The sequence below is a fragment of the Chelatococcus composti genome (assembly GCF_014201415.1).
Lineage (GTDB): Bacteria > Pseudomonadota > Alphaproteobacteria > Rhizobiales > Beijerinckiaceae > Chelatococcus_A > Chelatococcus_A composti.
This window is the reverse complement of record NZ_JACHEH010000002.1, coordinates 214914-234269: the sequence shown is the minus strand read 5'-3', so window position 1 is coordinate 234269 and position 19356 is coordinate 214914. Positions and strand designations below refer to the sequence as shown.

The following is a 19356-nucleotide window of genomic DNA, read 5'->3' as shown; positions in this document are numbered from 1 at the left end:
ATGGATCTCGCCTCGCTCCTCGCTGTGCTCGATTCGGCCGTGCGGCTGTCGATCCCGCTTTTGTGCGCCTGCCTCGCCGGCCTCTGGTCGGAGCGCTCGGGCGTCGTCGACATCGGGCTTGAGGGCAAGATGCTGGTCGCGGCCTTCGCTGCCGGTGCCGCTGCCCACGCCAGCGGCTCCGCTGCTGTCGGGCTCCTCGCCGGACTGGTCGCCTCCGTCGCCTTTGCGCTGGTGCATGGCTTCTCCGCCATCAGCCAGCGCGGCAACCAGATCGTCTCGGGCGTCGCCATCAACATGCTGGCGGCCGGCCTGACGGCCATCGTCGGCAATGCCTGGTATCACCAGGGTGGACGCACGCCCCCGGTGGAGGGGGCGGCGCGCTTCGGCGAGATCGTGCTGCCCGGCGCCGAGACGCTGGCGGACATCCCGCTGCTTGGACCGCTCTACCGCGACGTAGTGTCCGGCCATTCCCTCCTGTCCTATCTGGCGCTTCTTGCCGTTGTCGCCACGTGGTGGACGCTGGCGCGCACGCGCTTCGGCCTGCGCCTCAGGGCCGTTGGCGAGAACCCGGCCGCCGTCGATACGGCAGGGATTTCCGTCGCGGGGCTGCGCTATGCCGCCGTGGTGCTCGCCGGCCTCCTGTGCGGGCTCGGCGGCACCTATCTTTCCCTCGCACAGGCGGCAGGCTTCCTGCCGCACATGACGGCGGGCAAGGGCTTCATTGCGCTCGCCGCGCTCATCTTCGCCAAGTGGCGGGCCTGGCCGGCGCTTGGTGCCTGCCTGCTGTTCGGTCTGCTCGACGCCGTCGCCATTCGCATCGAGGGCGTGGCCCTGCCCGTGGTCGGCCGTGTGCCGGTGCAGGCCATCCAGGCGCTGCCCTATCTCATGACCGTAGTGCTGCTTGCGGGCTTCATCGGCCGTGCCGTGCCGCCGCGGGCTTCCGGCATCCCCTATGTCAAGGAACGGTAGGATGAGCCTGCTCGACGACCTCTTCCGTGCGGCGAGTGCAGCGCGCGGGAATGCCTATGCCCCCTATTCGCGCTTTGCCGTCGGTGCCGCGGTGGCGACGCCGGACGGGCGGATCTTCGCCGGCTGCAACGTGGAGAACGCAGCCTATCCGGTCGGCACCTGCGCCGAGGCGGGCGCCATCGCCGCCATGGTCGCGGCGGGCGGCCGGCACATCGCGGCCGCCCTGGTAGTGGGGGCGGGCGATGCCCTCGTCACGCCCTGCGGTGCCTGCCGGCAGCGCTTGCGCGAATTCGCGCGCGGGGATACGCCAGTCCACGTTTGCGGGCCGGAGGGCCTGCGGCGCAGCTTCACCCTCGAAGAGCTGCTGCCGGTGTCCTTCGGGCCGGACAATTTGGCAAGCGACGGGTGAAGCCATGGGCAATGCGGCTGGGACGGACGAGCAGCTCAGGGAGGAGGCCCTCGGTCTGCTCGCGCAGCGCGGCATCACGGGCCCCTTCGATACCGCGGTGGTGCTTGGCACCGGGCTCGGCAACATTGTCGAGGATGTCGAGGAGGCGTGCGAGGTGCCCTATGCGGACATCCCGGGCTTTCCCGTCAGCGACGTCTCGGGCCATGTGGGCCGGCTGATCGCGGGCCGCATGGAGGGGCGGCGCGTCGTCATCTATGCCGGACGGGCGCACTACTACGAGACGGGCAATGCGGCCGTCATGCGCGCGCCCATAAGCCTCCTGACCGGCCTCGGCAGCCCGCCGCTGGTTCTGACCAATGCGGCTGGCTCGCTCAGGGCCGACATTCGCCCGGGCAGCCTTGCGCTCATCACCGACCACATCAACTACTCCGGGCTCAATCCCCTCATCGGCGACACCGGCGACGGGCGCTTCGTGCCGATGACGCAGGCCTATGACGAGATGCTGCGCAAGCGGATGATGCTTGCGGCAAAGGTGGCGGGCATCACGCTCAACTCCGGCATCTACATGTGGTTCTCGGGACCGAGCTTCGAGACGCCGGCAGAGATCCGCATGGCCCGCCTGCTGGGCGCCGATCTGGTCGGCATGTCGACCGTGCCCGAGGTCATCCTCGCCCGCCGCTTCGGCCTGCGTGTTGCGGCCCTTTCGGTCGTCACCAATCTGGCGGCCGGCGTCGAGGGGGCGACTCCGAGCCACGGCGAGACGAAGGATGTCGCCACCCTCGCCGCGGTGACGTTGCGGCGGTTGCTGCGGGCTTTCCTCGCCACGCGCGACGAGCGGTAGCGCAAGTATATTACGCGGGATGCTTAGCCGGCGGCTCTATTTGCAAATATTATTCAACAAATAGACAATTCGCAGACTGTCTGTTTTCGTTTTCGCCCGGAAGATTTAGATACCCCGCATCGAATTGGGAAACTGCTCGCAGCGCGGCTTGCGGTGACGAGCGCCCGCGGTGGGCGCCGTCGTGGTGCGCTTGCGATCGTCGATCGCCTCGCTGTGATCGGGAAGGAATAACCATGTTCATACGTGGATCGAGCGCGGACGCGCGCAGGACCCATCCGCGATGCCGCCGGCTGGCGGCACTCGCCGTGTTGATTGCGGGACTTGCGGCACCGGAGGCGTGGGCCACCGAGCCCGCATGGCCCGCCCTGTCCTATGACTATGTCGCCCTCGATGAGGATGTCCGCGACGTGCTGACGGCATTCGGCAACCATATGCGCATTCCGGTCAAGCTCAGTGACCGCGTGCGGGGCCGTGTGCGCGGCGGCGTGAAGCCTGCGGCGCCACGGGCCTATCTCGACGATCTGTGCGGCCGTTTCGGCCTCTCCTGGTACTACGACGGCACGACGCTGCACATTTCCTCGAGCGACGAGCAGCGGACCGAGATTGTCGAATACGGCTCGGCCTCGCCGGAAGAGCTGCTGAAGGCGCTTAACGAGCTCGGGGTGGCGGACGCGCGCTACCCTGTTCGTCTCGCGCATGGCCGCAGCGTCCTCTCCATCTCCGGGCCGCCGGTCTATCGCTCCCTCGTGCGGCAGACGCTCTCGTCGCTGATGAAGGGCCGCGCCCCGCAGGCACGCGTCAGGGTGTTCCGCGCCGGCGCCGAGAGTTCGTCCTGAGCCGGCGATTGTTTGCGTAGCATGGAGAGAGAGTTCATCCGGCAGTGACTGTCATCTGTCGACGCCGCGTCTGTATGATCGCGCAATTGTTTGCAGTCATTGGGTTTATTGCGACGGAGTGAGGGCAGATGAGCGACGTGCGCGGTATCGGCAATGCGGAGCACCGGCGGGCCGGCGGGCTCGACAGGGAGCTTCTGGACAAGATGCAGGCCTTCATCGAGCAGGCGATGAAGGCTCATCGCGAGCTGACCAGCGCCGCAGTGGACATCGTCCCGTCGTCCCAGCTCAACCCTGCCGCGGCACCGGCAGGGCCCGACGACAAGCGGGCTGATCCGCGTCTCTTGCGACCCCTGCACTCATCGGGAGCCTGACGCTCCCCTGTCAGCGTGGAATTGATCATGAACGCCATTACAGCCATCAGCAGCCTCATTGGCTCCGGCGTGAAGCCGGTCGATTCCGTCGAGCCGACGCGGACGGTGCAGGACTTCCAGTGGTCCTTGCAGGAGGCGCAGGCACTCTGGGCGTCGCAGGCGGCATCCGCAGACGGCGACGGCCTTCCGGCCGTGGTCGGGGCGATGCGCGACCGAATCCTGCCTCTCTTCGAGCGCAGGAGCGATGTTGCTGAGCTCGCCGAGGAGGTGAGCACCGGAAGCCCCCAGGAGGACGTGCTGGCCTTCTTTGAGCAGATCAAGGAGAAGGCCGGTGAGGAGCGCGAGCATCATCTGACGATGCAGCTCATCATCACGGCGTTCACCGGTCTCATCAGTACAATGAAGATGCTGCTGAGGGGATGAGCCATGCGACGCGCGCCATCGCCTCGCCCACAATGCCTGGCGGCGGTCGCTCTGCTTGCGCTCGCCACAGCTGCCTGCAAGGCCGACCTTTACGGCAATCTTGACGAGCGGCAGGCGAACGAGATCGTCGCGGTCTTGCAGCGCCACGGCATCGCTGCCGACCGGACCGTCGACAAGGATGGCCGCATCACCATTTCTGTCGACGACGACGATTTCGCGCGTGCGTTCGACATCCTGAGGGACAACGGCCTGCCCCGCCGCGCCCATGCCACGCTCGGCGAGGTTTTCAAACCGGAGGGGCTGGTCGCCTCGCCCCTGCAGGAACGGGCGCGCATGACCTACGCCCTGAGCGAGGAATTATCCCGCTCTTTGGGCGAGATCGACGGGGTCCTGTCGGCGCGGGTGCACATCGTCCTGCCGGAACATTCGCCGCTCCAGCAGAGCTCGACGCCCGCCTCCGCCTCCGTGCTCATCCGGCACAAGTCGGGCCTGCCGCTGGGCGAGCTCGTGCCCCAGATCAAGACCCTGGTGGCCAACGGGATCGCCGGGCTGACCTATGACGGCGTGTCCGTCGTGCTCGTTCCCGTGCCAGAGCGGCCGGACACGCCAGAGGCGGCTGCGCCCGTCTCTTTCCTCGGCATGTGGCTCCGGCCCGACAGTCTCGCCAGGGCGCGCGTTCTCGCAGGCCTTGCCCTGCTCCTCATTGCGGGCTTTGCCGCCGGGCTCGGCTATCTCATCTGGCGAACCCGGTCGAGCGTCTATGCGCTCGGTGCGATGGGACAGCCGCCTGCCGGGCCGGAGGAGGCACCTGAGACGTTCGCTCGAACGGGGGAGGCGGCATGACGACGCTGTTCCCCATCGACGACGAAGGGCGCTGGCGCACCTTCCTGCGCCTGCCCGGTATCCATGCGCACCCGGCGCGCCTGGCCGCCTGCTTCGGCGGTGCCATTGCACCGGACCTTTGCGCCGCGCTGCAGGCCGAGCCGCGCTTCGCCGTGCGGCTGACGGGCGTGCTGGAAGACGTCGGTCTGTTACCGCCGGCGGACGATGCGCTCCATTGCGCTGAAGTCGATCGCGCGATCGTCGTTCAGGCGCCGCAGGAGCTCATGGCGGCGGCCTTGCGCGCCGGTGCGCTCTACTGGGCGGATGCCATCGCCAATGTGGTTCTGGCGCCGGACGTGGAGCAGCTTCGCAGCTCGCTCGATGGCGCACTCATCGCCTTCGGCCTTGCCAACCGGGCGGCAGGTCCACAGGGGCTGCGCTTCGACGACCTCTCCCATGCGGCGGAGGTTGTGGCGCGGGATGGCTGGTACAGCTTTCTGGCATGGGTCGCGCAGCTCCCCGCGGGTGTGAGGGCGCGGCTGGTGCTCAAGTTCGAGGACGGGGCGATAGCGCCCGGGCCGGTTCCGGCTCTCTTCGCGGAGATTGGGCCGGGTCTCTACCGTCAGGCAGCAGGATCATGATGACCAGCGTAAATCTTTCATCGACGCCGGGCGGCCGGATCGTACGTGCGCCGGAGGTCGACGTCTGGCAGACGGCGGCCCAGACCCTTCGCAAGGTGGAGGATCTTGCGTCGTCGGAAAAGAGCGGGGGCTATCGCGAAGGCTACGAGAAGGGCGTTCGCGACGGCCTTGCCAGTGTGCGGGATGAGCACGCCGCCGCGGCTGAGCAGCTTGCCCGCACGGTGGCGGCGGTCGACCGCTACCTCGGATCGATGGAGGGTGAGATCGCCGAGCTCACCATGGGCATCGTCCGCCAGGTGCTGGGCACCTTCGACGATGCCGACCTCGTCGCCCGGCTCGCGGGCGAGGCGCTGGCCAATTTCCGCCGCGCCAGGCATCTCAAGATCACGGTTCATCCGGATGCCTGCACCAGGGTGCGGGAGGCCGTGGACGGGCTCGTCGAGCGCGAGGGGCTCGCCGTCACCGTCATGGTGGCGGGCGATCCGGCCCTGCGCCCGACGGATTGCCGGCTCGTGAGCGACTTCGCCGTCGTGGAGGCCGATCTGGAGACGCAGCTGGCGGCCCTCGCCCGTGCCTTGCCGCAGCGTGAGGCACAGCGGCCATGACGGTCGACAGCCTCGGCATCGACGCGCGTATCGCCGGCATCCTGCCGAAGCTCAGGCAGCAGGCCGAGACTGTCAGCACGCGCCTTATCAAGGGGCGTATCCTGCGGGCCATCGGGGTCACGATCCACGCGAGCGTCGCGGAGGTGCGGTTGGGTGAGGTCTGCCGGCTCTGCGACCCGGTGTCCGGCCGCGAGGTCCTGAGCGAAGTGGTCGGCCTTCTCGAGGATGCGGCCGTGCTGACACCCCTTGGTGATCTTTCCGGTCTCTCCAGTGCCACCGAGGTCATTCCGACCGGCAGCGAGATGCGTGTTCCCGTGGGGCCGGGCCTGCTCGGGCGCGTGCTGAACGCCCTCGGCGAGCCACTCGACGGTGGCCCCTGGCCGCCGCCCGACCTTGACGGCACTTATCCGTTGCAAGCGCCGCCGCCGCAGCCGATGGCGCGTGACATCATCAAGGCGCCGTTACAGCTCGGCATCCGCGCCCTCGACGGCCTCGTCACCTGCGCGCGGGGGCAGCGCATCGGCATCTTCGGCGAGCCGGGCGTCGGCAAGTCGACGCTGCTCGCGCAGATCGTCAAGGGGACGGAAGCCGACGTTATCGTCATCGGCCTCATCGGGGAGCGGGGCCGCGAGGTGCGCGAGTTTCTGGAGCGTGAGCTCGGCGAGGAGGGGCGCCGCCGCGCCGTGACCGTGGTTGCCACCTCCGACCGCCCGGCGATCGAGCGCGTCAAGGCGGCCTACGTCGCGACCGCAATTGCCGAATATTTCCGGGATCGGGGGCGCAGCGTGCTGCTGCTGATGGACAGCGTCACGCGCTTTGCCCGTGCCCAGCGCGAGATCGGCCTCGCCGCCGGCGAGCCGCCGACGCGGCGCGGCTACCCCTCCTCGCTTTTCGCCGTGCTGCCGCAGCTGCTCGAGCGCAGCGGACCAGGGCAGGGCGGTGCCATTACCGGGCTCTACACGGTGCTGATGGAGGGAGACGGCACCCAGGACCCGATCGCGGAGGAGGTGCGGTCCATCCTCGACGGGCATGTCGTTCTGTCGCCCGAGCTCGCCCACCGCAACCATTTCCCGGCCATCGACGTGCTGAAGAGCCGCAGCCGCCTGATGGATGCGGTGGTCGACCCGGAGCATTCTCGTCTCGCGGGCCAGGTGCGTGACCTGATGGCGCGTTACGCGGAGGTGGAGCTCTTGGTGCGCGTGGGCGAATACCAGCGCGGCAGCGATCCCCGCGCCGATGAGGCCATCGCGCGTATCGATGCCATCAACGCCCTGCTGCGTCAGGGGCAGGACGAACGCTCGACGATTGCGGACGTCCAGCAGCGCATGCGGACCCTGGTGTCGTGACGCAGGAGCGGACGCTGGACCTGTTGCGCCGCCTGAGGCAGCGCGGCCTGACGCGTGCGGAGGAAGGCCGCGTGCGGGCGGAGCGCAGGCTGCACGAGGCCGAGGCCGCCGTGCGCGCTGCCGAGGCCGCTGTCGAGAACCACAAGGCGGCGGTCCGGCACGAGGAAATGGTCTGGCTCGGCCGCATGGCAGCACATGTGGTCGATGCCTCCGATCTGGCGCGCCGGCAGGTGGCACTCGACGCGGAGGCGGCCGAGGCTGCCCGGCGTCGTAACGCCGTTGCCGCCGCGGATGAGGAACGGGAAGCGCGGGAGGCGGCGCTCGCCGCGGGCCTCCGGCGCAGCCGCAGAGCGCCTGCGGGGAGCGGACCGCTTGCGCGGCGCAGGTTTCTCAGCGGCCGCAACGCGTCTCGCCATGGCCGTCCCCCGCCAATGCGACTGCGCGATCCTCGGCTTCCATCTCCGCCAGCGCCTCTTCCCGCCGCAACCTGTGCCCCCGCTTCTCGTCGAGCAGCAGCTCGAGCTTGGCGAGCTTGCGTCGTCGGCGCTGCAGCTCCTGGCCGGCGACAGGCGCGCGGGGTCGAACTGGGGCGGCAGCGCCCCCAGCAGCTCGTCGGCGAATGCCTCCGGCACCCAGAGCGCCCCCGGCTGGCCAGCAATCGTCAGTTCCGCCACGATCCCGGCCCTTCGTGGCCGATCCGGAGATTGCCGACCTCAAGGTCGTCACACCGACGTCGGTCTATGTCTTCGGCAAGAAGGCTGGCATCACCAACCTCATCGCCCTGTCTCAGGACAACGAGTTGCAGTCCGAGATCAAGCTGCGTGTCGTCATCGACAGCTCGCCCGCGAACGAGGCCGTGGAAGCACTGCAGCCGCGCTCGAATGTCGATGTCTCGCTGTTCGGTAAACGCCTCGTGGCGCGGGGGGATACGGGCTCCGTGGCCGAAGCAATCGATGTCGGGGAGGTGGCGAACGCCTATGCGCCGGACGGGCAGACGCCATACAACAGGACGACTGTCGCTGGCTCCCAGCAGGTCAACATCCGCGTCCGGTTTGCCGAGATTTCCCGCAACGACCTCTCGGTGCTCGGCATTGACTGGAACCTTGCCTTCCGCGCCGGCTTCTTCACCTTCGGAACCGTCAACAAGGGGAGCGCCTTCGGCTCCGTCGATGTCGACGTCTTGGTGCAGGCCTTGCAGCGTAACGGCATTATGACCGTGCTGGCCGAGCCCAACCTGACGGCCGTGACGGGACAGGAGGCGACCTTTCTCGCTGGCGGGGAGATCCCCGTGCCGGTGCCGGGCCAGAACCAGACCCTGTCCGTCACCTACAAGCCCTTTGGCGTCTCGCTCGCCTTCACGCCGATTCTCCTGCAAGGCGACCGTATTGCTCTGCGCGTGCGGCCGGAGGTCAGCACGCTCTCCTCCGCTGGCGCCGTGCAGCTGCGCGGGCTCGAGATTCCTGCCCTCGCTGTGCGGCGGGCGGAAACGACGGTGGAGGTGGCGAGCGGCCAAACCTTTGCCATCGCGGGCCTTTTCCAGCGCAACATGGGCCAGGCCCTGGGAAAGATCCCGATGATCGGCGACATTCCGGTCCTCGGTGCGCTCTTTCGCTCGCAGAGCTTCCGCCGGGACGAGAGCGAGCTCGTCATCCTGATCACGCCCTACATCGTGTCGCCGGTTCGCGACAGGCGCCTGGCAACGCCGCTCGACCGGCCGCGCCAGGCGCTGGGCCGGCACACGGCGGCGCGGGTGACCAAGGGGCCGGTCTCCGGCCTCATCTTTAAGTGACGGCGGAGAAGGACGATGACGATCATTCTGCGACATTGCGGCGCTTCCTCCCTGCTGGCCGGCGCCCTTGCTGCCGCCCTTGCCGGCTGCGTACGCACCCCGCCCGACTATTCCCCGCACTACAGCAGCGCGGCCGGTCGTGCCGCATGGTCGACTGTCACGGTGCCCGTCGACGGCCTCGTGCCGGAGGCGTGCATGACGCCCGATCCGACGCAGGTGAGCGACCTCGGCCCCTTCCTGCCGCCGGGCTGTGCCAATGCCTACAACCTGATGCGCATGGCGGAGCGCAAGCACGACCTCGTTCACGGCCGTCAGATGGGAAGGGCTCCCGGACTCCCGACGTTCCGCGCGGCACAGCAGTACCTGACCGGCAGCGAGCGCGACCCCGGCAAGAGTGTGTCGGGCGGCAGGTGACACGGCGTCAGATCATGACGGCGCCGAGGGCCAGAGCCCTGGCCTTGGCGTCACCCGAAGTTGCGATCTTTCTTGCCTGGGAGAGCAGCTTGTCGACATCGCGAGGGTCCAGGCGGCGCTCCTGCGTCTTCCGCACCTCGGCGGCCTTGTCGGTCAGACCGAGTACGAGCACGCGGGCGCGGTGGTGCCGCTGCTGCGCTGTCGGATGTGCCACGACTTCGGCAATGAGCGCCTGTGCCTCCGCATCGCGGCGGGCAAGAGCGGTGGCGAGGGCGAGGTTGGTCTTGATGTCGAGGTCGGCGGCGTCGAGTGCGAGGGCCTTGCGGTAGGCGGCCTCGGCCTCCGTGAGGCGGCCGGCGAGCGTGTAGGCGATGCCGAGCCGGTTGTAGGCGGTGGCGGTGCCGACCTGAGGGGCTGCCGCGGCGATGAGTGCCACGGCCTGCGTCGTCTCCCCCCGGCGCAGCTTGGCCGAGCCGAGGCCGAGCAGGGCCGTTGCATCGGCCGGCTTCAGGTCGACGGCCATGGCATAGGCGCGCTCGGCACGCTCGTTTTCTCCGAGCCGCAGATAGGCGTCGCCGAGACGGGTATGGAGCATCGCATCGTCACCGGCGAGCTCGCCCGCGCGGTCGAGAAGCGCGAGTGCCGTCTGCGTCTCGCCGCGGCCTGCGATATCCTCGGCGAGGAAGAGGAGACGGCCGGCCTGCGACGTCTCCTCCGGGATGGTCTTGTCGAAGGGGTGCAGCGGGCTGATCGCCATGCAGCCGGCGAGCCAGGCCGCGAATATGGTGGCCGTTGTCGTTGATACGAGCCGGTGATCCATGCAGTGCCTCCCACAATCGACACCTGCGGCGAATGGCAGGCCGCACGGTGGATGTCGTGTCGATTGCTAGACGACCGCCCGGCGCGCAGGCGCGGGCCGGGCGGTCGACTTGAAGGCAGCTTGTGCACACAGTGCGTCCGGGGCGGCGCGACCCGCCCGGCAGCAGGCTCTCAGGCCTCGCGGACGGTCACGAGACCGGCCGGCTCGCGCGCTATGGCGAGCGGGTTGCGCAGCGGGCGGCCGAAGCCCTCAGCCTCGATCTCGAAGATGTCACCCTCCTGCGTGCGCACGCCGTCGGCGAAGCTCAGCGTCGCCGTGCCGAAGTAGTGGACATGCACGTCGCCCGGCACCCGGTGCTCGGCATACTTGAAGTGGTGATGCTCGAGATTGGCGAAGCTGTGCGACATGTTGGCCTCGCCCGTGACGAAGGGCTTCTCCCACAGCACCGCGCCGTCGCGGCGGATGCGGCTCACGCCCCGGATGTCTGCGGGCGGCGTGCCGATGAGCACCTCCGGCCCGAAGCTGCTCTGGCGCAGCTTGGAATGGGCCAGGAAGAGGTAGTTTTTCCGCTCGGTGACGTGGTCGGAGAACTCGTTGGCGAGGGCAAAGCCCACACGCACGGGCGTCCCGTCCGGGGCGATGACATAGAGGCCGGCGAGCTCCGGCTCCTCGCCCGCATCCTCGGCGAAGGCGGGGGAGACGAGCGGCGCGCCCGGCGGCACGATGAAGCGGCCGTTGCCCTTGTAGAACCACTCGGGCTGCACGCCGACGGCCCCCGGCGCCGGTCGGCCGCCCTCGAGGCCCCAGCGGAACATCTTCATGGAGTCCGTGAGCGCCGCCTCGTCCGCCTCGACGGTCGACTTGTGCATCTTGTCGCGCGTGTCGGCACTGCCGAGGTGGGTGAGGCCCGTGCCGGTGACGTGGCAGCGCGTCTCGTCCGGATGGTCGATCGGCGGCAGCAGGCGCCGGTCGGCGATGACGGCGTCGTAGTCGACGCTTCTGTCGCTGAGCCGCGAGCGCACGAACGTGGCGAGCGGTGTGTTCGCCGCCAGCGCGTCGAGCACGAGGGAATAGACGCTCTGCGTGCCGTTGAGCACGGTCAGGTGGCGGCCGTCCTCGGAGGGCACGCCGACGCGTCGCGTGCCGGCTTCATCGAAGAACTGGACGAGGCGAAGGGACATGCTCAGTCCTCCCGTCAGTGGTTGTCGCGCGGGACAGCCGAGCCGCTCTTGCCCACGAGGAAGTCGAGGTCGGCGCCCTCGTTGGCCTGCAGCACGTGGTCCACATAGAGCTTGACGTAGCCGCGGTCGGTGTGGGGTGCCGGCGGCTGCCAGGCGGCGCGGCGGCGCTCGAGCTCCTCATCCGAGACGTGCAGCGTGAGCGTGCGGGCCGGCACGTCGAGGGTGATCATGTCACCGTTCTGGACGAGGGCGAGCGGGCCGCCGGCGGCCGCCTCCGGCGCCGTGTGCAGCACCACCGTGCCGTAGGCCGTGCCTGACATGCGCGCGTCCGAGATGCGGACCATGTCGGTGATGCCCTTCTTCAGGATCTTGGGCGGCAGCGGCATGTTGCCGACCTCGGCCATGCCGGGATAGCCCTTGGGTCCGCAGTTCTTGAGCACCATGACACAGGTCTCGTCGATGTCGAGGTTCTCGTCATTGATGCGGGCGTGGAAGTCCTCGATGTTCTCGAAGACGACGGCCCGGCCCGTGTGCTGCATGAGGTGCGGGGACGCGGCCGAGGGCTTGATGATGGCGCCGTCGGGGGCGAGGTTGCCGCGCAGCACGGCGATGCCCGCCTCGGGCTTGAAGGGCGCGTCGAAGGAGTGGATCACCTCGCGGTTCCAGCACGGGGCGTCCTTGTTGTTCTCCCAGATGGTGCGGCCGTTGACGGTGAGCGCGTCCTTGTTGAGGAGGCCACGCTCGCCGAGCTCGCGCAGCACAGCCGGCAGGCCGCCCGCCTCGAAGAAGTCCTCCATCAGGAAGCGGCCGGAAGGCATCAGGTCGACGAGGCAGTGGACGTCGCGGCCGAGGCGGTCCCAGTCGTCGAGGGTCAGCTCCACGCCGACGCGACGGGCGAGCGCGATGAGGTGGATGACGGCGTTCGTCGAGCCGCCGATGCCGGCGTTGGCGCGGATGGCGTTCTCGAAGGCCTCGCGCGTCAGGATCTTGGACAGCACGAGATCCTCGCGGACCATCTCGACGATGCGGCGGCCGGCCTCGCGGGCGAGGTGGTTGCGGCGCGCGTCGACGGCCGGGATGGCGGCGTTGCCGGGCAGGCCGACGCCGAGGGCTTCCACCATGCAGGCCATGGTCGAGGCCGTGCCCATGGTCATGCAGTGGCCGTGCGAGCGGTGCATGCACGCCTCGGCCTCATGGAACTCCTCGATGGTCATCTTGCCGGCGCGCACGTCCTCGCTCATCGACCAGGTGTTGGTGCCCGAGCCGATGTGCTTGCCGCGGTAGATGCCGCGCAGCATGGGGCCGCCCGAGATGCCGATGGTAGGCAGGTCGACGCTCGCCGCGCCCATGAGCAGCGAGGGCGTGGTCTTGTCGCAGCCCATGAGCAGCACGACGCCGTCGAGCGGGTTGGCGCGGATCGATTCCTCCACGTCCATCGAGGCGAGGTTGCGGTAGAGCATCGCCGTCGGGCGCAGCAGCGTCTCGCCCAGCGACATCACCGGAAACTCGAGCGGGAAGCCGCCCGCCTCCAGGATGCCCCAGCGCACGTGCTCGGCGATCGTCTTGAAATGCGAGTTGCAGGGGGTCAGCTCGGACCAAGTGTTGCAGATGCCGATGACCGGGCGGCCATCGAACTGGTCCTGCGGGAAGCCGCGGTTCTTCATCCAGGAGCGGTAGAGGAAGCCGTGCTTATCCTGCTTGCCGAACCACTCCTGGCTGCGGAGCTTCTTCTTCGTGCCGTTGCTCATGGGTCGAAGTCCTCTTGCGGCGTCGGTCAGTTGGCGGGGTTGCGGCGCTCGAGCTCGACGAGGAGGCCCGAGTGGTCGAGGTCGCCGGCGTTGGCGAGAAGGCCGCGGAAGAGGTCGGCGGTCGCGGCCGTGAAGGGCATGGCGGCAAGGCCGAGGCGCCCGGCGGCGTCGAGCGCGTTGTCGATGTCCTTGAGGTGCGTGACCGAGCGGCCCCTGGTGGTGAAGTCGCGCTCCACCATGCGGGCGCCGTGCAGGTCGAGCACGCGGCTCTCGGCGAAGCCGCCGCGCAGCGCCTCGCGCACCTTGGCCGGGTCGGCACCGCCGCGCGCCGCGAGCATCAGTGCCTCGGCCACGGCGCCGATGGTGACGCCGACGATGATCTGGTTGGCGAGCTTGGCGAGCTGGCCGGAGCCGTGCGGCCCGACGAGCGTCGCCCGGCCCATGGGCGCGAAGACGGCGGCAACGCGCGTAAAGACCGCCTCGTCGCCGCCGACCATGATGGCGAGCGTGCCCTGTTCGGCGCCCACCGTGCCGCCGGAGACGGGCGCGTCGAGATAGGAGACGCCCCTTTCAGCGAGGCGCGCCGCGTGATCCTGTGCCTCGGCCGGCTTGATCGAGCTCATGTCGATGAGCACGGTGCCCGGCCGCATCGCCTCGGCGACGCCCTGGCCGAAGACGACGGCTTCGACGATGGGGCCGTTCTCCAGCATGGTGATGACGATGTCCGCCTCTGCCGCCGCCTCCGCGGCGCTTGCGGCGATGCGGGCGCCGAGCGGCGCCAGCGCCTCGGCCTTCTCGCGCGAACGGTTCCACAGTACGAGCGGCCAGCCGGCCTCGATCAGGCGGCGGGCCTGGCGTACGCCCATGAGACCGAGGCCGAGAAAGGCCACGGTCGGCTTGTTGTCGGTCATCGAACCACCCTCGAACGTTCCGCCGGCGCAGCTTCCGGCCTCGCCGCGGCAGCGCCTCCTCAGAATGGCTCTAGACGAAAGAACGATAACCGCCTAATCGCTTTATGCGATCAATTGATATAAAATCGGATATCACGATGCCGATGGAGGAGCGGGCGAGGACGGCAGCGCCGCCGGCGCTGGAGGCGGCCGTGCGGCGGCTCAAGCTGCGCCAGCTGCAGCTTCTCGTCGCCATCGGTGAGCATGCCAACCTGCATCGCGCCGCGGAGGCGGTGCATATCAGCCAGCCGGCGGCCTCCAAGCTGCTCGCCCAGGTGGAGGAAGCGGTCGGCACAAGCCTCTTCGAGCGCCTGCCGCGCGGCCTGCGGCCGACTGCGGCCGGAGAGGCGCTGCTGCGCCGCGCCGGCAATGTCATGGCCGAGCTGTCGGCGGCGGGGGAGGAGTTGGCGGCCATCGCCAGCGGTCGCGGCGGTCGCGTGCGCCTCGGCTCCATCGTCGGTGCGGTGCCGGGTCTCATCAGCGCCACGGCGGTGTCATTGCACCGCGCGAGCGATCCAGTCGCCCTGTCGCTCGTCCTCGGCACCAGCGGAACGCTGCTTGCGGCCCTGCGCGAGCGGCGGCTCGACCTTGTCGTCGGCCGCATCCCGGTGTCGAGCGAGCGGCACGACCTGTCGTTCGAGTTTCTCGTCGACGAGCGGCAGGTGGTGGTCTGCCGGGCCGATCACCCCATCGCCGTGCGGGCGCAGGGCGCGCCTGGCGACCTCGAGCTCGCCCATCTCATGGACGAGCCGTGGGTGGTGCATCCGCCGGGCAGCGTGCTGCACGCTCGCTTCGAGGACAGGCTGCGGCGGGCCGGCCTGCCTTCGCCCGTGCAGGCCATCGAGACCGACTCCGTCGACATCACCATCAACCTGCTGCTGACGGGCGACTTTCTCGCCATCCTGCCGCGCAACACGGTGGCGCCGTGGATCGAGCGCGGTTTCCTCGCCGTCCTGCCGGTGGATCTGTCGCTCGACCTGGGGGCCGTCGGCATCATCACGCTGACCGACCGCCCGCTGTCGCGAGCGGCCGAGCGTGTCGTCGAGAGCCTCAGGCGCCACGCCCGCGCCGGCGCGGATCAGGCGGGTGAGCCGTAACGTCCCTTGAGATAGGCGTAGAGTGCCCGCGCGCCCTGCACCTCACCACCCTCGGGCCGTCCGGGCTTGGTCGAGGGATTCCAGGCATAGATGTCGAGATGGGCATAGGCCGCCGCCTTCTCGACGAAGCGCTGCAGGAAGAGCGCGGCGGTGATGGCGCCGGCGAAGCCGCCGCTCGAGACGTTGTTCACCTGCGCGACCTTCGACTCCAGCATGGAATCGTAGGTGCCCCACAGGGGCAGGCGCCACAGCGGATCCCAGACCGCGAGGCCGAGGCGCTGCAGTTCGCTGGCCAGGCTGTCGTCGCGGGTAAAGAGCGGCGGCAGGTCCGGGCCGAGGGCAACGCGCGCGGCGCCGGTAAGCGTGGCAAAGTCGATGAGCAGCTCGGGTGCCTCTTCGTCCGCGAGGGCCAGCGCGTCGGCGAGAATGAGCCGGCCCTCGGCATCGGTGTTGCCGATCTCGACCGTGATGCCCTTGCGGCTGCGAAGGATGTCGCCGGGGCGGAAGGAGGCGCCGGAAACGGCGTTCTCGACCGCCGGAACGAGGAGACGCAGGCGCACGGGCAGTCGCGCGTCCATGATCATCTGCGCAAGGGCGATGGCCGCCGCCGCCCCGCCCATGTCCTTCTTCATCAGCAGCATGGCGCTCGAGGGCTTGATGTCGAGCCCGCCGGTGTCGAAGGCGACGCCCTTGCCGACGAGGGTGACCTTTGGCGCATCGGCCGCGCCCCAGGTGAGATCGATGAGGCGCGGCGGCACCGCCGAGGCGCGGCCGACCGCGTGGATCATCGGCAGGTTATGTGCCAGGAGCTCGTCGCCGACGATCGTGCGCACCCCGGCGCCGAAGCGCGTGCCGAGCGCCCTGATCGCCTCCTCGATGCCGTCCGGGCCGAGGTCGTTGGCTGGCGTGTTGATGAGGTCGCGGCCGAGCGTCACCGCCTCGACGATCCGCGCCAGTTCGTCGCCGTCCACGCCGTCCGGCAGCACGATGCGGCAGCCGCCCTCCTTCGGCTCGCAGTAGCGTTCGAACCGGTAGGTGCCGAGCAGAAAGGCGAGGGTGGCCGTCTCGGCGCTGCCAGGCGGCAGCGTGGCGAAGTGATAGGTCCCGTCGGGCAGGAGTCCCGGCAGCTTGCCGGGCAGGAAGGGATTGGCCCGGGGGCTGTCGGCGGGGTCGATGCCGAAGAGCACGGCCGCGATGGTCCCCTTCGCGTCGGGAAGGGCGAGACAGCGCCCCGGCTTCGGCTCGAAGCCGTGCGCCTCGGCGAAGGCGCGGGCACTCGCCGGCAGGCTGTCGCGAACGCCGGGCCAGCCGTCCGGCTGCACGAGGTGAATGGCGATGGAAGGGGTGTCGATGGCGGCGACGAGCGCGTGCACGGTCACGGGTCCTCCTCGATGAACCTGACCCGTCGATAGCACGGGCGCGTTGCCCGGTCACAGATCCTTCTGCATCAGGAGCAGATCGAGCGAACGGCCGAACTTGCGGCCGATGCCCCGGAGTGTGCCGACCTCGCGGAAGCCGAAACGGGCGTGGAGGGCGCAGGAAGGCTCGTTCGGCAGGCCGATGGCCGCCACCATCACGGCGCGCCCGTCGCGGCGGGCTTCGGCGATCAGCGCCTCCATCAGTGTGGACGCGATGCCGCGATGCTGGAAGGCGTCGCAGACGTAGATGGAGTTCTCGACAGTGAGGTCGTAGCCGGCGCCGGTGCGGAAAGGGCCGTAGGTGGCGAAGCCCGCAAATTGCGCAGCGCCCTCGGACGAGGCCACCTCCGCGACGAGGACCGGAAGCCCCGCTGCGTGCGCTCGCGGAACCAGCCGAGCCGCTCGTCGAGACTGGCGGGCTCGTGTCGCCAGATGGCGAGGCTGTTGAGGATGTGGTGGTTGTGCAGGGCGAGAATGGCGGGAACGTCCGCTTCGCGGGCGGGCCGGATGGTCGTCATGGCTCAGAGCGTCTTGTAGAAGAAGGTCGTCGGCGCCGGCGTGCCGTCGGTCGTGAGCGCGTGCCCCGGCACGACGCCGAACTCCTGCCAGCCGCACGCGCGGTAGAGCGCCTCGCCGGCACTGCCCGTCTGTGTGTCGAGCAGGAGGAGCGTGCGCCCGGCAGCCCGTGCCGTCTCCTCCGCCGCCGCGAGCAGGCGCCTGCCGATGCCGCGCCGGCGGTGGCTCGCCAGCACCAGCATCTTGGTGATCTCGCCCCGGTGCGGCGCGTTGGGCTGGTGGGCATAGGTGAGGATGACGGTGCCGACGATGCACCCCGCCTCCTCCGCGACGAGCAGCACGCGCCCGCCGTCGGCAAAGCCGGGCAGCTGGCTGCGCCAGAAGGCGGCGGCCTCCTGGGCGGTGAGCCCCGCGAGGAAGTTGACGGAGGCGCCGTGGGCCACGGCATCGACCAGGACGGCGGCGAGCTCTTCCAGGCGTGCGGTCGCCTCGCCGGCCGTCAGCGGGCGAACGACGACGGATGCGGCGGCGTGCCCTTCGGCGATGGGAGCAGTGTCGTTCATGGTCTCAGCCCTTGCGCGGGTCGACGGGGGCGAGCACGACGGCGTAGCGCACCGGCCGCGTGCCCGGATTGCGGTAGACGTTGGGGCGGTCGAGCCGCATGTGCAGGCAGTCGCCCGTATGGAGCAGGAAGACCTCGTCGCCGACGGTCTTCTCCAGCGTGCCGTCGAGCACCCAGACGTGCTGGTCGATGCCGCGCGACAGCCAGGGGTGGTCGAAGGCGACGCGCGCGCCCGGCGGCAAGGTCACGTCGACGATCTCGACAGGCGAGCCGGTGCCGGGAGGCGAGACGGCGCGCCGGACGTAGCCGGTCTCCGGGTCCTGCCACACGGGCTGCTCGTCGGCCCTCTGCACCGGGCTCGCCACGGGCGTCTCGCGCGCGAAGAGCGAGGCGAGGCTGACACCGAGCCCGGCGCAGAGCCGGCCGAGCAGCACGGCAGTGGGGTTCGACTCGCCGCGCTCGATGCGCGAGATCATAGCGCGGCTGATGCCTGTCTCCTCCGCGAGCGCATCGAGCGTCAGCCCGGCCTTCTGGCGCAGCGCCTTGAGCCGGCGCCCGAGCGCCCTCGCCATGTCTTCGTCCGATGGTGCATTATCCAACATAAGAGAATTATCGTCTCATATGTTGGAATGGGAAAGCCCGAAGAATCGGCAGGCTCGCCCGCATATCGGGCAGCGACCTTCCATGCTGCTGCCGCCCCTCCTCGCCGGGCCGCCGTTAACGCCTCGTTAGGGTTAACGATCTATCAACGGCGTCGGGCGCACGATGCGCAATCAGTATCGGGGGCAATCATGGCGGCTCAATCGTGCAGGCCGTTCGCGCGGCGTGGGGCATCCATGGTTTTCTGGCGTGCCGCGGCAGTTTCGGCTCTGGCGCTGTCGCTCGGCGGCTGCCTGTCGAGCGGCGACGTCACCGGCTCGATCGGGCTCATCGGCTCGCGCAAGACCGAGCCGCAGACGCAGGCGACGGCCGCCCGCGGGGAGGCCGAGTGGCGCGCCGCCGCGCAGGAGTGGGGCAAACACTACGAGGCGCGCCCCACCGACAAGCAGGCCGCCCTCAACTATGCGCGGGCGCTGCGCGCACTCGACCAGCGCGCGCAGGCAGCAGCCGTGCTGCAACAGGCGGCGCTGCACAACCCCAAGGACCAGGAGGTTCTTGCCGCCTACGGCAAGGCGCTCATCGATGTCGGGCGCTTCAAGGAGGCGGAGGGGGTGCTGGCCCGCGCCCATACGCCCGACAAGCCTGACTGGCGCGTGCTGTCGGCGCAGGGCACGGTGGCTGACCAGCTCGGTGACCACGCGGTCGCCCAGCGCTTCTATCTCACCGCCCTCAAGATCGTGCCGGGGGAGCCGAGCGTCCTGTCCAACCTCGGCCTGTCTTATGCCCTGTCGAAGCAGCCGGCCGAGGCCGAGCGCGTGCTGCGCGAGGCGGCGGCGCATCCCCGGGCCGATGCGCGCGTGAAGCAGAACCTTGCGCTCGTGCTGGCGCTGCAGGGCAAGCTGGCGGAGGCCGAGCAGGTCCTGTCCCAGAGCCTGCCGCCGTCCGAGGTGGCCGCCTATATGGCCTATCTCAGGCAGACCACCGGCCGTCGCGCCTGA

The 19356-nt window shown here is 69.5% G+C and carries 23 protein-coding genes; 14 read left to right on the top strand and 9 right to left on the bottom strand.

Features of this window, described 5'->3' with window-relative positions; all coding sequences use genetic code 11:
* The 10 genes from HNQ73_RS04415 (at nt 1) to HNQ73_RS04370 (ending at nt 7263) form a co-directional block, all read left to right on the top strand.
* Nucleotides 1-969: an ABC transporter permease gene (locus tag HNQ73_RS04415; RefSeq protein WP_183332661.1), complete on the top strand. Its 969-nt coding sequence runs from the start codon at nt 1-3 to the stop codon at nt 967-969.
* Nucleotide 970: 1 nt separating this feature from the next.
* Nucleotides 971-1378, top strand: coding sequence for a cytidine deaminase (gene cdd / locus HNQ73_RS04410; protein WP_183332659.1), 408 nt, complete (start codon nt 971-973; stop codon nt 1376-1378).
* 4 nt (nt 1379-1382) lie between these two features.
* Nucleotides 1383-2219, top strand: coding sequence for a purine-nucleoside phosphorylase (locus HNQ73_RS04405; protein WP_183332657.1), 837 nt, complete (start codon nt 1383-1385; stop codon nt 2217-2219).
* Between the two features lie 233 nt (nt 2220-2452).
* A complete protein-coding gene (locus tag HNQ73_RS04400; RefSeq protein WP_183332655.1) occupies nt 2453-3055 on the top strand; it encodes a type III secretion protein in 603 nt (200 codons plus the stop codon).
* Between the two features lie 128 nt (nt 3056-3183).
* Nucleotides 3184-3426 (top strand): hypothetical protein, encoded by a 243-nt coding sequence (locus tag HNQ73_RS04395; RefSeq protein ID WP_183332653.1) that lies wholly within the window; start codon nt 3184-3186, stop codon nt 3424-3426.
* Between the two features lie 27 nt (nt 3427-3453).
* Nucleotides 3454-3849, top strand: coding sequence for a hypothetical protein (locus HNQ73_RS04390; protein ID WP_183332651.1), 396 nt, complete (start codon nt 3454-3456; stop codon nt 3847-3849).
* Between the two features lie 3 nt (nt 3850-3852).
* Nucleotides 3853-4692, top strand: coding sequence for a type III secretion system inner membrane ring lipoprotein SctJ (gene sctJ / locus HNQ73_RS04385; RefSeq protein ID WP_183332649.1), 840 nt, complete (start codon nt 3853-3855; stop codon nt 4690-4692).
* Nucleotides 4689-5312, top strand: a complete 624-nt coding sequence (locus tag HNQ73_RS04380) for a hypothetical protein (protein WP_183332646.1) — start codon at nt 4689-4691, stop codon at nt 5310-5312. Before sctJ ends, HNQ73_RS04380 begins: the two co-directional genes overlap by 4 nt.
* Nucleotides 5309-5917: a FliH/SctL family protein gene (locus HNQ73_RS04375; protein ID WP_183332644.1), complete on the top strand. Its 609-nt coding sequence runs from the start codon at nt 5309-5311 to the stop codon at nt 5915-5917. Before HNQ73_RS04380 ends, HNQ73_RS04375 begins: the two co-directional genes overlap by 4 nt.
* Nucleotides 5914-7263, top strand: a complete 1350-nt coding sequence (locus tag HNQ73_RS04370; RefSeq protein WP_244649876.1) for a FliI/YscN family ATPase — start codon at nt 5914-5916, stop codon at nt 7261-7263. The genes HNQ73_RS04375 and HNQ73_RS04370 overlap by 4 nt, the downstream gene beginning before the upstream one ends.
* Here the strand turns inward: HNQ73_RS04370 and HNQ73_RS04365 are convergent.
* Nucleotides 7197-7679 (bottom strand): hypothetical protein, encoded by a 483-nt coding sequence (locus HNQ73_RS04365; RefSeq protein ID WP_183332642.1) that lies wholly within the window; start codon nt 7677-7679, stop codon nt 7197-7199. The two genes, HNQ73_RS04370 and HNQ73_RS04365, sit on opposite strands and share 67 nt — an antisense overlap.
* A gap of 203 nt (nt 7680-7882) precedes the next feature.
* Between HNQ73_RS04365 and HNQ73_RS04360 the strand changes: the two genes are divergently transcribed.
* Nucleotides 7883-9052, top strand: coding sequence for a type II and III secretion system protein family protein (locus HNQ73_RS04360; RefSeq protein ID WP_246512322.1), 1170 nt, complete (start codon nt 7883-7885; stop codon nt 9050-9052).
* Nucleotides 9053-9067: 15 nt separating this feature from the next.
* On the top strand, nt 9068-9466 hold the full coding sequence (locus tag HNQ73_RS04355; RefSeq protein WP_244649872.1) for a hypothetical protein: 399 nt from the start codon (nt 9068-9070) through the stop codon (nt 9464-9466).
* A 7-nt stretch (nt 9467-9473) separates the two neighbouring features.
* Here HNQ73_RS04355 and HNQ73_RS04350 read toward each other — a convergent pair whose 3' ends face one another.
* From HNQ73_RS04350 to HNQ73_RS04335, 4 genes are all read right to left on the bottom strand, one after another.
* A complete protein-coding gene (locus HNQ73_RS04350) occupies nt 9474-10286 on the bottom strand; it encodes a tetratricopeptide repeat protein (protein WP_183332640.1) in 813 nt (270 codons plus the stop codon).
* A 170-nt stretch (nt 10287-10456) separates the two neighbouring features.
* Nucleotides 10457-11467 carry an AraD1 family protein gene (gene araD1, locus HNQ73_RS04345; protein WP_183332638.1) on the bottom strand — a complete coding sequence of 337 codons (1011 nt, stop codon included), beginning with the start codon at nt 11465-11467 and terminating at the stop codon, nt 10457-10459.
* Between the two features lie 14 nt (nt 11468-11481).
* Nucleotides 11482-13215, bottom strand: coding sequence for an L-arabinonate dehydratase (gene araD / locus HNQ73_RS04340; protein ID WP_183332636.1), 1734 nt, complete (start codon nt 13213-13215; stop codon nt 11482-11484).
* A gap of 26 nt (nt 13216-13241) precedes the next feature.
* The gene (locus HNQ73_RS04335; protein ID WP_183332634.1) at nt 13242-14126 is read right to left on the bottom strand and encodes an NAD(P)-dependent oxidoreductase; all 885 of its coding nucleotides are present in this window, start codon (nt 14124-14126) and stop codon (nt 13242-13244) included.
* Between the two features lie 137 nt (nt 14127-14263).
* On the opposite strand from HNQ73_RS04335, the gene HNQ73_RS04330 reads away from it, so the two are divergent.
* On the top strand, nt 14264-15262 hold the full coding sequence (locus HNQ73_RS04330; RefSeq protein ID WP_183332632.1) for a LysR substrate-binding domain-containing protein: 999 nt from the start codon (nt 14264-14266) through the stop codon (nt 15260-15262).
* Here the strand turns inward: HNQ73_RS04330 and HNQ73_RS04325 are convergent.
* The 4 genes from HNQ73_RS04325 to HNQ73_RS04310 all read right to left on the bottom strand — a co-directional run bounded on the left by HNQ73_RS04325 (nt 15244) and on the right by HNQ73_RS04310 (nt 18360).
* Nucleotides 15244-16641, bottom strand: coding sequence for a leucyl aminopeptidase family protein (locus HNQ73_RS04325; protein ID WP_183332630.1), 1398 nt, complete (start codon nt 16639-16641; stop codon nt 15244-15246). The two genes, HNQ73_RS04330 and HNQ73_RS04325, sit on opposite strands and share 19 nt — an antisense overlap.
* 51 nt (nt 16642-16692) lie before the next feature.
* Entirely contained in the window at nt 16693-17025 is a 333-nt protein-coding gene (locus HNQ73_RS04320) for a GNAT family N-acetyltransferase (RefSeq protein WP_210304932.1), read from the bottom strand.
* A 176-nt stretch (nt 17026-17201) separates the two neighbouring features.
* The gene (locus HNQ73_RS04315; protein ID WP_183332628.1) at nt 17202-17759 is read right to left on the bottom strand and encodes a GNAT family N-acetyltransferase; all 558 of its coding nucleotides are present in this window, start codon (nt 17757-17759) and stop codon (nt 17202-17204) included.
* A gap of 4 nt (nt 17760-17763) precedes the next feature.
* Nucleotides 17764-18360, bottom strand: a complete 597-nt coding sequence (locus HNQ73_RS04310; protein ID WP_183332626.1) for a helix-turn-helix domain-containing protein — start codon at nt 18358-18360, stop codon at nt 17764-17766.
* A 234-nt stretch (nt 18361-18594) separates the two neighbouring features.
* On the opposite strand from HNQ73_RS04310, the gene HNQ73_RS04305 reads away from it, so the two are divergent.
* Complete coding sequence (locus HNQ73_RS04305; RefSeq protein ID WP_183332624.1) at nt 18595-19356, top strand: tetratricopeptide repeat protein; 762 nt, start codon at nt 18595-18597, stop codon at nt 19354-19356.